The following is a 13,929-nucleotide window of genomic DNA, read 5'->3' on the forward strand; positions in this document are numbered from 1 at the left end:
CAACCTTTTTTATGTAGACAGCCCGATGTCTGTCATTTCAACAGATAGAAGCAGGAAGTTGTGAAGAAATTCCTCACGTAGGGAATGCTGGCAATGGGTGCCGGCAGCCTGCGGGGCTTCAGCCCGAATTTCACTTCGTAATGGGGATTTATGAAGTAGAGCCGCCTGTCTGCGAGGGTAAACTCTTGCTTCGCCAGTTTCTCGAACAGCTCTATCGATGTCCGTGTTTGTTTGATAGAAAGCAGTTCCTCGATGCGTGCTTGGGTTTCGCCTCCCGCTTTCAGGATGCCCTTGTAGAGTGGGAAAGGCAGCAGGTGGATGAAGGGCAGGTGGGATATTACTTTGTTCCTGCATATTTGCTGATGTCCGCCGAAGGGCATCTGCCAAGCTGGAAATGACATGAAGACAATGCCTCCAGGTTTGAGGTAGTGCCTCAAGCCGGACAGGAAAGCTGCTTTCCGTTCGATATGTTCGATGACGTCGTGGCAAAGAATCAGGTCGAACGAATGTTCCAGTCCTTTCAGAAGGAAGATGTCCGAAGCAATGAACGTGCCTTGTGCTTGTTGCTCGGCAAAGAAGCGGATGGCATCTTTTATCCTGTTCTCAGACAGGTCCACTCCGGTGACGTTGCATCCTGTTTCGGCAAAGGGCAACAGGTTGCCGCCGTCGCCGCATCCCACTTCCAATACGTTCATTCCCCTTTCCATCCGTTTGAAGCGGGCAATGTAAGGCAGGTAATATGTCCGGCTCGTCAAGGCAAGCTCCTTGAAGTATAGCTCTCTGTTGTGTTGGCGTTCTTGCATAACGGTCTGTTACAAATGCGACAAATAATTTTTTTTCATGACATCATGAATGATTGATTTGCCGCAAATGTAAGAGGGTTGCCTTTGTTTATGGATGAAATGCAATATGCAAATTGTACGCTTTTGGTTATCGTACTTTTCGGGTGTACGCAAAAAGTACGCTTCCTTAAAATGTGCTTATAAAGTTATCCCACTGTTCCGGTGTGCCATCTTTCCCCATTACTTTGCTATACAGTCTTTTGCGGATAGAACTGATGGCTTGCCTGCTGCGTATGGTGATAAATGCGATTTGGGCTGGAGACAAACCTATTTTGATTAAGACGCAAACTTGTATCTCTATTGTTTTCATCGGGTAAAGTTCGAGGAGACGCGTGGTAAACTGATTGTATGCCTCGTCAACGGCACACATTAATTCCTTCCAGTCGTCATTGCCAATCTTTTCATCGCTTCCCTGAACTGCAAAATGAAACTTTTTGTAAATGTCGGAGTGTTTTAAGGCTAATTCCGATTGTTTCTGCACTCTTTGGGTAGCTGTTATTTGTTCATTGGTTTTTTCTATTAAGGATTTTTGAGCTTTTAGCAAGTCTTGCCGTAACTGGTCTTTCTCTATTTCTGCTTTGTGCAGGGAAAGTTCCAGTACCTTGATTTGTTCTTTGTTTTTTTCCAGATACGTGTTGCTTTGCGCATATCTTTCTTTTGGTATTTGTTTAATCCTTTCTTGTTTGACAAGTTGTTGTTGCTCTTTCTTTTTGCGGAATTGGTGATAGGCAATGAAAAGGAAAACAAGAGATAGAAGTGAGAAAATAAGAAGAATATTCCACAGTTTGTAGTTGGCTGCTTGGCGTTGTAATTTGCTGTTTTCTTTCTCTTTTAGTTGATAATTGTACAAGGCTTGTACTTTCCTGACGGTTTCCGACTGGGTGATGGATTGCAATGTATCCGAGTATGCCAAGAAATCTTTGAAATATAATAAGGCTTCTTTGTATTTCCCTTTACGTTGCGCTATATTGGCTAATCCTTGATAGGCTCCTGCCTTGTGAAGGGTGCTATTTACAGACAATAGTTGGGAATAATAGTATTCTGCTGAGTCCAGTTGGTTGGTATAATAGTAATAACGGGCGGTTGTGGCACAGTATGGAGGACGATTATGAGCTTCAAAGTCCCGCCCGGCGATTTGCAAGGTTTGGTATGCTTCTTGATACATGCCTAATTTGCTGTAATATCCCGACAGTTCACTGTTGACCATGCTTTGTAGATGGTTGCTTTTGATCGTCTTTGCCAAGTAATCCGCTTGCTTGTAATAATATATGGCGCTGTCTGTTTGTTGCAGTGTACTAAATGAACGTCCGATATCGCGCAGGTCATAGACCATTCCCGTGCTGTCGTTTGACAGTTGGTTATACTTATATGCTTCTTTGAATACTTCCGGCGTTTTATCGTATATATCTTGGTATAGATAAAGATACCCCATTTGGCTGTATATACGGCTTTTTAGTTGGTAATTACCGTTTTGGTCTGAAGACGCATCTATAGCCTTCTGTAAATATTCCAGTGCCTGCGGCGCATCCCCCAAATCTCGATATACCCGCCCTGCATAGTAGTATGTTTCCGGCAATCGCTCCCGGTCTTTTCTCTCTTCGTAATATTTCACAACAGTCTTGATAAGGCTGTCAGAGGTATGTGTAATGTATGCTTTGTCCTTGGCCTTGATTGTCAGTAGCTGGTAGTACATTTGTGTGGCTTGGGGTTCAAACGCCATACTTCTTTTAAGTTCTTCCAGCAAGATGACCGCACTGTCTGGATTATTGTGGATTAACGAGTCGGCAACCCGAAGACTTTGCGGATAGGGCTTGTTGGTGCAGGCGCAAATGCACATCAGTAACAATATGGGAAACAGTAGTCTGACTTTTTTCACAGTTATATTTATTTATCATGCTGCAAAAATAAGCTTTTTCTGCAAAATACGGCTGTTCTTCGAGATACTTCCTGGGGCTGTCAAAGAAAATGTTCGCTTTTTGCAAACGTTGGGAAAGCGATTTTCTGCTACTTCCGATAACCAGTTGAAATAAAGTTCACGCTGTTATACGCATACTTATACGCATCAGCCATGATAACGGCTTCTGCGGGATACGCCTCCTTCGCATACGCATACAGATCGGCGAACTCCGCTTCCAATGTCCGTGAACGGACGATGTTCGACCAGTAAAAGAACCAGAACTGAAAACGATGCCCGATACGCAGTCGGGATAAACAGGTGAAAATCCCCTTCCGGCTTTCGCCGTCGGCAGACAATGCCTCGCCGACCAACTCTCTGAGATAGTTGGGGGCATCCGCATCCAACTCGCCGCCGATGCAAAGGTTTACCAGACGTTCGCAGTATTCATCCGTCGGTATCGCCTTTGCCATTTCCCCCAAAGCGTGTACATGCTTGTTGGCCCTGTCATAGAAAGGTGCTCCGTATTGATAGGTCGCGATGAACTCCATCCAATTTTTGGGGAAGGCATCGAAAAAGACCCGTTGGTTGGCTGGTGAGCTCTCCTGCTGCCATGCGGCATAGGCCTGAGCCAACTTCGTTGTGTCAACAGATACATACTGCGCTTTCGCATAAAGGGAAGTACACAATACCAAATAGATTACAAATGACTTTCTCATAAAGGAAATGAATTAAAGATTTCACTATTCATACGCTTCCGGTCGGATACGCGTTTTAATGGTTCTCAAATTATTAAGTCCCGAAATATATGCAATTTCACGGATAAATACAAGGTTTGCTTGTCACTATTCTATAACCGTTTCGTTACTACATTACGAAGCGCAGCGTGGCACCTTTATGAAACGTAGGCCGACACCCTGACGAAGCGTAGCGTGACATCACTAGAAAACAGACGTTTTTTCCCCAGTGGGGAAAAAATCTCTCTAACCGGGCAGTTTGAACTCGCTAACTATGGACTTTAGAGCGCTAAAGTGGATAGTTAGCAGACCAAAGTAGATAGTTAGCGGGCTAAAGTTGATTGTTGGAGAAGCCGGGATAAACAAAGAAAGCAGTTTGTTTGTTTCTGCCTTCACGCTTTCACAGGTGTACAAACTGCTGTCTATGAGTAGCTTCCCGTGAAAGATAGCGGTGAAAGCGTGAAGGCAGAGAAGTTAAGCTGTGACGGGACTGAAGTTAAGCAGAAAGAGCGCTGATGGTTGGCTATTTCGGTTTAATTACTAACTTTGCGGGTGGAACCAATAAAAACATGTGGTTATGATAACAAGTCAACTGCTGCACCCCGCGAGCATCGTCGTGGTCGGTGCGTCCAACAATGTCCACAAGCCCGGAGGGGCTATCCTGAAAAACCTCATTAGTGGCGGCTACACAGGCGAGCTGCGCGCCGTCAACCCCAAAGAACAGGAAGTGCAAGGCATCCGCGCCTATGCCGACGTGAAGGATATTCCCGATACTGACCTGGCCATCCTGGCCATCCCTGCTCCGCTGTGCCCCGACGCGGTGGAGACGCTGGCGGCCGAGAAGCACGTGCGCGCCTTCATCATCCTCTCCGCCGGATTCGGCGAGGAGACGCACGAGGGGGCGCTGCTGGAGGACCGCATCCTCGAGACCGTCAACCGCTACGGCGCCTCGCTCATCGGCCCCAACTGCATCGGCTACATGAACGCGTGGCACCACAGCGTCTTCAGCCAGCCCATCCCGCAGCTCCATCCGCAGGGCGTCGACCTCATCTCCAGCTCGGGCGCCACGGCGGTGTTCATCCTCGAAAGCGCCGTCACCAAGGGACTGCCCTTCTGCTCCGTCTGGTCGGTGGGCAACGCCAAGCAGATAGGCGTGGAGGACGTGCTGCAGTATATGGACGAGCACTTCGATCCTGACCGCGACTCACATATCAAGCTGCTCTACATCGAGAGCATCGGCGACCCTGACCGCCTGCTGTTCCACGCCTCGTCGCTCATCAAGAAAGGCTGCCGCATCGCCGCCATCAAGAGCGGCAGTAGCGAGAGCGGTAGCCGTGCGGCCAGCTCGCACACGGGCGCAATTGCCAGCAGCGACTCCGCCGTCGAGGCGCTCTTCCGCAAGGCGGGCATCGTGCGCTGCCACTCGCGCGAGGAGCTGACCACCGTGGGCTGCATCTTCACCCTGCCCGAGCTGCGCGGCAAGAACTTCGCCATCATCACCCACGCGGGCGGGCCGGGCGTCATGCTGACCGACGCCCTGAGCAAGGGCGGACTGAACGTGCCGCGCCTCTCGGGCCCCCTGGCGGACGAACTGAAAGCACAACTTTATCCCGGCGCCTCCGTGGGCAACCCCATTGATATCCTTGCCACGGGCACGCCCGAGCACCTGAAACTCTGCCTGGACTACTGCGAGAACAAGTTTGAGGACATCGACGCCGTGATGGCCATCTTCGGTACGCCGGGGCTGGTGACAATGTTCGAGATGTACGACGTGCTGCACGAGGCGATGCAGACCTGCCGCAAGCCCATTTTCCCCATCCTGCCTTCCATCAACACAGCCGGTGCCGAGGTGGCGGACTTCCTGAAGAAGGGCCACGTGAACTTTGCCGACGAGGTGACGCTGGGCACCATGCTGACGCGCATCATGAACGTGCCCCGTCCGGCGGCCAACGAAATCGAGCTGTTCGGCGTGGACGTGCCGCGCATCCGCCGCATCATCGACTCCATCGCCGACGACGGCTACATCCCGCCCCATCAGGTACAGGCGCTGCTCCGCTCAGCGGGCATCCCGCTGGTCGACGAGTTCGTCTCCTCGAAGAAGGAAGAGGTGCTGGCCTTCGCCCGCCGCGCGGGCTTCCCCGTGGTGGCCAAGGTGGTAGGTCCCGTCCACAAGTCAGACATCGGCGGCGTGGTGCTCAACATCAAGAGCGAGCAGCATCTGGCACTAGAATTCGACCGCATGATGCAGTTGTCCGAAGTAACTGCCGTCATGGTGCAACCCATGCTGAAGGGTACGGAGCTGTTCATCGGCGCCAAGTACGAAGAGAAATTCGGCCATGTGGTACTCTGCGGTCTGGGCGGTATCTTCGTCGAGGTACTGAAGGACGTATCGTCCGGCCTTGCCCCGCTGTCCTACGAAGAAGCCTACTCCATGATCCGTTCGCTCCGCGCTTACAAGATTATCAAGGGCACGCGCGGCCAGCAGGGCGTCAACGAGGACAAGTTTGCCGAAATCATTGTACGCCTCTCCACCCTCCTGCGCTTTGCCACGGAGATCAAGGAGATGGATATCAACCCCCTGCTTGCCACGGACAAGCATGTTATCGCGGTGGATGCGCGCATCCGCATCGAAAAAAGTCGCGGGCCGGTGCAGTAAAAGCCCGGCGGCGTGCATTTATTAAGATGTAAACCTAAAAACAATGATAACATGAAAAAAACGACACACAAAGTCAGTTTGTTGAAGGCCTGCAACGGCCTCCTGTCTGGTGCTCTGGCCCTGCTGGGCTACACCTCTTGCGACTCTTTGGGTGAAACGCCCGATGAATACGGCACTCCCTATGCCAAGTATGAAATCAAGGGCAAGGTCACGGATCGGGACACGAAGGCTGCTATCGAAGGCGCCCGTATCATCGTGAAACCTATGCAATGGAAGTCGGACGAGACATTCCCTCCGCAGGCTTTTGACACCTTGCAGACCGACAAGGACGGCAATTACCTCTACCAGAATGAGATGACGGTGATAGACCGCTTCCGCGTGGTATGCGAAGACCCTTCGGGCGCGCTCAAGGCCGACTCCGCCACCATCAAGATGGACCCGCAGGGCGGTGAAGGCTGGTATCAGGGCAGCGACAGTCAGGAAGTGGACTTCGAACTGAAGAAGCAGGAGCCATGAAGACGCCCGTAGAACGGCTTTCCCTGCGCAAGCGGTTGGCGCTGGAGGTCTTCCGCCGGATGCGCGAGAACCAGAAGGCCTTGCATCCACTGAAGCAGCTTTTCTGGGAATGCACGCAGCGGTGTAACGTCCACTGCAAGCATTGCGGCAGCGACTGCAAGCGCACGACCGAAATCCCTGACATGCCCGCCGAAGACTTCCTGCGCGTGGTGGACAGTCTGACTCCCCATGTCGATCCGCACGAAGTGAACATCATCATCACCGGCGGCGAACCGCTGGTGCGCGACGACCTGGAGCAGGTGGGCCTCGCCCTCTACCGCCGCGGCTATCCCTGGGGCATGGTGACGAATGGCCTCTACCTCACCGCCGAACGCCTGCAGAGCCTTCTGGCTGCGGGGCTCCATGCCATCACCGTCAGCCTCGACGGCTTTGCCGACGACCACAACTGGCTGCGCGGCCATCCCGACAGCTACGACCGTGCGATGAACGCCATCCGCCTGCTGGCACAGGAGCGGGACGTGAAGTGGGATGTTGTTACTTGCGTCAACCGCCGCAATTATCCCCGTTTGGAGCAGCTGAAGGACGCGCTCTACGAGGCTGGCGTTCGCCGCTGGCGCCTGTTCACCATTTTCCCCGTCGGGCGTGCCGCCCGCTATCCCGAGTTCCAGTTGGATGACCGCGACTTCAAGGGTCTGATGGACTTCATCCGTCGTACCCGCCGCGAAGGCAAACTACGCGTCAGCTACGGTTGCGAGGGCTTCCTCGGTAGCTACGAGGGCGAGGTGCGCGATGGCTTCTACACCTGCAACGCCGGCATCAGTGTCGCCTCCGTTCTGGCGGACGGCTCTATCTCCGCCTGTCCCAGCATCCGTGCCGACTACCACCAGGGCAACATCTACCAGGATGACTTCATGGATGTGTGGCAACACCGTTTCCAGCTCTTCCGCGATCGTCGCTGGATGAAAAAAGGTGTGTGTGCCGACTGTTCCTTTTTTCGCTACTGTGAGGGTAACGGCATGCACCTGCACGACGGCGACGGTCACCTCCTCTTCTGCCACCTGCAACGGTTGAAGGGGGCTTGCGGGCAGTGACTTCCATTCCTTTAAAAGCATACGACCTTTTGATGCGAAACATTGCTTCTTTTGCATCAGAAGGTCGTATGTTTTTCGTATCTTTCGAGCCGGGCGTGTATTTTTTTGTTCCGCTTATTCCTTTATTTCGGCCGTTTGGTGCGGCTTACCGTCCGTTTGTCCTTTGCAGAGGTTGATGGGTGTTTCCTTTCCTGCTGCATTTTGATTAAATTTGGATGTCCTTTAAAATACTTACGTTATGCATCCGGTCCTCGAGCAAATCAAACAGTTTCTTGCACCCAGGTGGTACAAGTTGCAGAAATCAGTTGTGGAATTTGTAAAACAGTTCCTCGTACCCAAGTTGCGTGAATTACAAATGTACATGGTGAAATTTGCAAAACAGTTCCTTGTTCCCAAGTGGCATGAGTTGCAGAAATACATGGTGGTATTTAAAGAACGAATGACGATGAAACGAATGGTGGTAATGTGTCTGCTGCTGGTAGCGGTAGTATGCGGAATCTTGGCTTTGGCGCGGGGCGATGGAAAACAGGATTGGGAGAAGGAACCTTATCCGTTTGAGATAGAAAAACATGTAGGCTACTTATTATTAGGAGCTGGTACATATTGGAGTGCTAACTCAATATTACCTGTTACGGTTGTAGACGGTAAAGGGCATGAGTTCGATATACAGTGGGGGATATCTGTTAGTAGCAGTGACGACTTTTCATTTTCTATGGGCTGGTCGCCTATTGAACTCGATCTGTCAGATGAATATAATAATGATGATTATGATGACTCATATGTTCTTATTGAATTTTCTAATGGTCAGAAATATTCCTTAGGATTAGAATTTTCTCCATACGAAATAAATACTGGATTAGAATTCTATACTTCAGATTCTGAATACGAAGAAGCAGATTTTATATCTATGTGCAGAAGTTATGATATTACGTCTGTTAGATGCTTTTATTGTTGGAATAGTACGTCTTCTTCGGAAAAGTGTTCTGATTCAAAGGAACTTGAAGCGTTGAAAATTAGATTTAAAGACTTTAACTCAGCTGCTACTATTAATACAATGTTGAATAGTATAGAGAAAAGAAGTGGAAGCGATTTTGCAGAGTTCGGTAAAGTATTAACAAAAGGAAGCTCCTCCTCCGATTTATCTGAAAAGTCTATCTCTTCCGATTCGGATGATGACGAAGAAAAAATAGACTCGGTCTTAGTGGAAAAGAGCATCGTCATCAAATCGGTGGAAACCCAACATAACGTGGTGCAGAACGGGCAAAAGGGGATGAACATCATCGTCAATTATAACGTAGAAGGCATGAAGGGCAAAACGGGTGACTTGAACGCTTATTTTTATTTCGAGGACGGTACGCCGCTAAAGGACGGCAACAAGAGCAGCGTGCCCTGTTATGGTACGTATGGTGGTAGTGTGGTTGTTGGTAAACAGTTCACTCCCCGCTATGATGACGTTGCCATGTCAAGTACTCTCTTCATGCCTTATGATGAACTCCATCTGAGGAAAGGAAAATTCTCTTTAAAGTATTATTGCGCCATTTTCGATGACGAAATGAAGCAGCAGGCTACGAGCGACTGGCGGTATTTCACTTTTACGCGGCAGTGACAGAAGCTATATCCATCTGGAGCCTTTCAAGGATTTTTCCCCAGTTAGGAAATAAAAATTCCCCAGTCAACAAAAAATAATCGGCTGACTGGGGAATTTTGGTAGATGGGTTCGAAGTTTATCCCGCCCAGTCCTCGCGATCTAGGTTGCGGTAGCCGATGGCTTCGGCCAGGTGGGCGGACTGGATAGACTCGCTGCCTTCCAGGTCGGCAATGGTGCGGGCTACCTTCAGGATGCGGTCGTAGGCGCGGGCCGAGAGGTTAAGGCGCGTCATGGCGCCTTTCAGCAGGGCGAGGCCACGCTCATCCGGGCGTGCGTAGAGGGATAACAGTTTGCTGTTCATCTGTGCGTTGCAGTAGACGCCGGGTACTTGGGTGTAGCGTTCCTGTTGCAGTTGGCGGGCACGTACCACGCGTTCGCGGATAACGACGCTTGGTTCGCCGGGGCAGATGTCGGACATCTTTTCGAAGGGGACAGGCGTTACTTCAATCTGCAGGTCGATGCGGTCGAGTAGGGGACCGGAAATGCGGTTCAGGTATTTCTGTACTTGGCCGGGACTGCACACGCAGGGCTTCGTCGGGTGGTTGTAGTAGCCGCAGGGACAGGGGTTCATGCTGGCTACGAGCATGAAACTGGCGGGGTATTCCACATTGCACTTCACACGCGAGATGCTGATTTTACGGTCTTCCAGTGGCTGGCGGAGCACTTCGAGGACGTTACGGCTGAACTCGGGCAGCTCGTCCAGGAAGAGGACACCGTTGTGTGCCAAGCTGATTTCGCCGGGCTGAGGGAAGCTTCCACCTCCGGTCATGGCGACGTTGGAGATGGTGTGGTGCGGGTCGCGAAAGGGGCGGATAGAGATGAGGCCGCCATCCTTGCCCAGTTTGCCGGCTACGGAGTGTATTTTGGTGGTTTCGAGGCTTTCGCCCAGCGAAAGGGGCGGTAGGATGGAGGGCAGACGCTTGGCCAGCATGGATTTGCCACTGCCGGGCGAACCGATGAGCAGCACGTTGTGGCCTCCGGCGGCGGCTACTTCGAGAGCGCGCTTCACGTTTTCCTGCCCCTTGACGTCGGCGAAGTCGAGATCGAATGTATTTTGCCGGGCATAAAATTCCTCCCGGGTATTGACTATGGTGGAAGCCAGCTCCTGGTTACCGTTGAAGAATTCGACTACTTCCCGTAGGTTTTCCACGCCGTAGACGGTCAGATTATTCACGACGGCTGCTTCGCGAGCATTCTGCTGGGGTAGGATCATGCCTTCGAAACCGAGTTCGCGCGCTTTGATGGCGATGGGCAGGGCGCCCTTGATGGGCTGAAGGCTACCGTCGAGGCTCAATTCGCCCATCAGCAGGTAGCGGTCCAGCTTATCAGATTGGATGGTCTCGTTGGCGGCCAGCATGCCGATGGCCAGCGGCAGGTCGTAAGCCGAACCTTCTTTGCGAATGTCGGCGGGAGCCATGTTGATGACGATGTTGCTCGTGGGCATCTTGTAGCCGTTCACCTGCAAGGCGGAGATGATGCGCTGGTGGCTTTCTTTGACAGCCGAGTCGGGCAGTCCTACGAGGTAGAACATGCAGCCGCGTGTACTGTTGACTTCGATGGTGATGAGCGTGGCGTCTATTCCTTGGACAGCCGCTGCGAAAACTTTGACAAGCACGGGATTATTTTTTAGTTTGTTTTTTCTCTTTGACAATTTCTTTCAATCTCTCTTCCAACTGTTCCTGGGTCAGGTTGCGCCCTTCAATTTTCCCCGTCGGAGTGAGTAGAATGTTAGTCGGTAATGCCCGAATGTTGAACTGTTCGATAATGTCACTGTTCCAGCCTTTGCAGTCACAAGCCTGTTTCCATGTCAGTGTGTCGTTTTCAATAGCTTCTTTCCATAAGTCTTTATCAGTATCGAGTGAGATGCCGAGTATTTCAAAATCCTTATGTTTTTTCTTGTCTTTATAAATCTTGCGTAGCATCTGGTTGCTCTCTTTGGACTTTTCGTCCCATGATGCCCAGAAATGTAGTAACAAGTATTTGTCTTTGAAGTCCGTTCGTTTAAGATCTTTGCCTTCACTACTGGGTAGTTGGAAATATGGAGCCATCTTTCCCGGTTCTGTTTTTTCCGCTGTTTCTATTTGCCTCAGAAGGTTTTCTACATAGAGGTACTCTTTAAGTTCTCCGGTCATTCCTTCTATCAATTTCTTGATTTCCGGAAAATCGGGTGACGTTTTTTGTACCAGGTATTTGTCTAATACATATAACGATGCAGGTGAGGTCAGATTGTTTTGGATGAAGACTTTAGCTGAATCTTCGAGTGCTTGAGCCGTGAGGGTAGTATCTCTTTCTATCTTTTGGCGGAAGAGTGACAACTTTTCGTTGGCGGTGTTTCCTTTGATATAGAGCGAGTCCAGGCAAGTAGCCGATCCGTTGATTTCAATTTTTTCTCCTTTGTTCATGTAGATGGGTATTTCCGTCCCGTCGGAGAACCGCAGCCATGCCGAAATCAGTGTGTCTATTTCCAGCTGGGTTGAGATTTTGTCTTCTTTGACGGTCAGTGTATCCAGGCGGTTATACAATCTGTCTGTACCGTATATATAGAGAGTGTCATTCCCAAGACCTTTGATGATGCCACTGATGCTGACAATGTCCTTTTCGTGGTTGCTGCAAGCGGCTAGCAGCCATGCTGCCAGAAATAGTAGTGGATATAGTTTCTTCATTGCTCGTTTTTTTCTATAACTTCGGCTGCGAATGTAATTCTTTTTGGCGTGAATAAAAAAAAATGTCCGACATATTTCTATGCCGGACATTTTTTTGTGTATGAATGCTTTTTTATTTTGCAATGCTCATAAAGTCAGCATTTGTATAATACTTAGCGAATTCCAGGTCGGTAGCGGCTTTCTTGCCCAGCGTAGCGTCTTTAGCTACAGCTGCCTTCAGGCTGCTGATAACCATTGAATCATTGTTAGTTCTTGCACCCAATACAGCGCTCAGATAGCTTGTATAAGCGTCGGGTTTTGCAATACCAGCCAATGTAGTTTTTGCTTTGTTATAGTCTTTAGCCAAGATCTGAGCCAAAGCAGCACTGTTTGTCTTAGTATCACCGAATGCGTTGACTGCCTTTTCATACTGGCCTTGTGCTACGTACAAGTTACCCAATGCTTCGTTCAGCTCAGGAGCTCCAGATGCTTTAGCCAAGTAAGTTTCAGCAGCAGCCTTGTCACCCTTAACCAATGAGATAAGACCCATGTTCATGTTAGCTTCTGCAGAGTTCTTAATAGACAGAGACTTCTTCAGGTAGCTTTCAGCCTTGTCCAGGTTACCGGCTTCATAAGCCAGTTCGCCAAGGTTGTTGTATGCACGGTAGTCTTCAGGATAGATTTGAGTAGCCTTGGTGTAGATAGCTTCTTGTTTAGCAGCATCGTCAGTCAGTGTAGCAGCATACAGCAGTTCTTCGATGTTGAGTTGCTTAGCGTCTGTAGCAGCCAGATTAGCAATTTCTTCATCAGACTTACCGATGATTTCGTAGTTCAAAGTCAGACGAGAACGACGCAGTTGAGGCAGGATTTCATCAGCCAGTGTCTTATAAACAGAAGAGATGTTCTTGATTTCTTGCTCTCTTTGTTCAGGATCAGAGTACATAGACAATACGCGGAGAATGAGTTCTTTATCCTGGATGCTTGACTTGCTAACCAGTTCTTGGAAGCCTTCCCAGTCTTCAGCTGTATATTTGGTGTCAACGTTAACTTCCAGCTTGTCTTTCTTCAGGTTTCTGTTGATTACTTTAGCTGTGTTGTCCTGACGGTTTTCAGCCAACTTCGTGTTCAAATCAAGACCACCATCGGGAGAAGCATATGCAGAAACTTCGATGTTAGAGATCTTTCTGTTTTCGGTAGCGTTGATGTTCTTCACTTCTTCGTTGAAGGCTTTGGCTGTCTTCAATTCGCTAGAACGAACGTTAGCTTGTTGGATCAAGAACATGATGTTAGCGTCATACTTTTCTTTGATGATGCGCTGGAATGCATCTTCACCTGTAGCAGTGTTTGCGCTTCCTGCAGTTTGTTTAACCAACTCAGAAGTAGAAATCACGCCGTCAGCAATTTTTACAGCAGGAATTTCAACTGTCTTTTTGCCAATAGTGGCTTTGAATTCCAGATACAGTTCAGACTTCGCCATTTCGGGTACATAGTCGAAAGAAGTCTTCATGGTATAGCTACCACCCATCTTGTAAGAGATTGTCTGGTCGTTACCTTCTACCTTTTCGCCTTGGAATACGCTAGGCTGACCTTTGGCTTCTCCACCGTCCCATTTCAGGACAGGAGTTACTTCTACTACGGCCTTCTTGTTGAAGTACTTTTCAGGGAATTTGCCGTTGATTGTAGCGGGAACCTTACCACCTACGGCTTCCAATACCTGCGGAGTCACCGTGAAATAGTCAGATGACAGTTCGCCCATCTTCTTGCTGCATGATGACAATGCAACAACTAACGCCATTAATAATGGCAAATACAGTTTCTTAGTCATTTTAGGTATAAATTAATAGTTTGTAATTGATTTGCCTATTCTTTATATGTTTACCTATTCTGTTCAACACAGGATACG

General features: G+C 49.6%; 10 protein-coding genes. 4 read left to right on the forward strand and 6 right to left on the reverse strand.

Annotated features, from left to right (window positions below; all coding sequences use genetic code 11):
- Window positions 1–32 precede the first annotated feature (32 nt).
- The 3 genes from HF894_RS11020 to HF894_RS11030 form a co-directional block, all read right to left on the reverse strand.
- Window positions 33–803: a class I SAM-dependent methyltransferase gene (locus tag HF894_RS11020; RefSeq protein WP_204972369.1), complete on the reverse strand. Its 771-nt coding sequence runs from the start codon at window positions 801–803 to the stop codon at window positions 33–35.
- A gap of 166 nt (window positions 804–969) precedes the next feature.
- Entirely contained in the window at window positions 970–2,718 is a 1,749-nt protein-coding gene (locus HF894_RS11025; RefSeq protein WP_317196548.1) for a hypothetical protein, read from the reverse strand.
- A gap of 128 nt (window positions 2,719–2,846) precedes the next feature.
- Window positions 2,847–3,455 carry a hypothetical protein gene (locus HF894_RS11030; protein ID WP_204972371.1) on the reverse strand — a complete coding sequence of 203 codons (609 nt, stop codon included), beginning with the start codon at window positions 3,453–3,455 and terminating at the stop codon, window positions 2,847–2,849.
- 595 nt (window positions 3,456–4,050) lie between these two features.
- On the opposite strand from HF894_RS11030, the gene HF894_RS11035 reads away from it, so the two are divergent.
- The 4 genes from HF894_RS11035 (at window position 4,051) to HF894_RS11050 (ending at window position 9,342) form a co-directional block, all read left to right on the forward strand.
- On the forward strand, window positions 4,051–6,129 hold the full coding sequence (locus HF894_RS11035; RefSeq protein WP_204972373.1) for an acetate--CoA ligase family protein: 2,079 nt from the start codon (window positions 4,051–4,053) through the stop codon (window positions 6,127–6,129).
- Between the two features lie 51 nt (window positions 6,130–6,180).
- Window positions 6,181–6,645 (forward strand): radical SAM-associated putative lipoprotein, encoded by a 465-nt coding sequence (locus HF894_RS11040; protein WP_204972375.1) that lies wholly within the window; start codon window positions 6,181–6,183, stop codon window positions 6,643–6,645.
- Entirely contained in the window at window positions 6,642–7,736 is a 1,095-nt protein-coding gene (locus tag HF894_RS11045; protein WP_204972377.1) for a TIGR04133 family radical SAM/SPASM protein, read from the forward strand. The genes HF894_RS11040 and HF894_RS11045 overlap by 4 nt, the downstream gene beginning before the upstream one ends.
- 307 nt (window positions 7,737–8,043) lie before the next feature.
- On the forward strand, window positions 8,044–9,342 hold the full coding sequence (locus tag HF894_RS11050; RefSeq protein WP_204972379.1) for a hypothetical protein: 1,299 nt from the start codon (window positions 8,044–8,046) through the stop codon (window positions 9,340–9,342).
- A 118-nt stretch (window positions 9,343–9,460) separates the two neighbouring features.
- Here the strand turns inward: HF894_RS11050 and HF894_RS11055 are convergent, their stop codons facing one another.
- From HF894_RS11055 to HF894_RS11065, 3 genes are all read right to left on the reverse strand, one after another.
- Entirely contained in the window at window positions 9,461–10,999 is a 1,539-nt protein-coding gene (locus tag HF894_RS11055) for a YifB family Mg chelatase-like AAA ATPase (RefSeq protein ID WP_204972381.1), read from the reverse strand.
- A 4-nt stretch (window positions 11,000–11,003) separates the two neighbouring features.
- Window positions 11,004–12,047: a thioredoxin-like domain-containing protein gene (locus tag HF894_RS11060; protein ID WP_204972382.1), complete on the reverse strand. Its 1,044-nt coding sequence runs from the start codon at window positions 12,045–12,047 to the stop codon at window positions 11,004–11,006.
- A gap of 112 nt (window positions 12,048–12,159) precedes the next feature.
- On the reverse strand, window positions 12,160–13,851 hold the full coding sequence (locus tag HF894_RS11065) for a tetratricopeptide repeat protein (protein WP_075318100.1): 1,692 nt from the start codon (window positions 13,849–13,851) through the stop codon (window positions 12,160–12,162).
- Between the last annotated feature and the right edge of the window lie 78 nt (window positions 13,852–13,929).

The organism is Caecibacteroides pullorum, assembly GCF_019239235.1.
Taxonomy (GTDB): domain Bacteria; phylum Bacteroidota; class Bacteroidia; order Bacteroidales; family Bacteroidaceae; genus Bacteroides; species Bacteroides pullorum.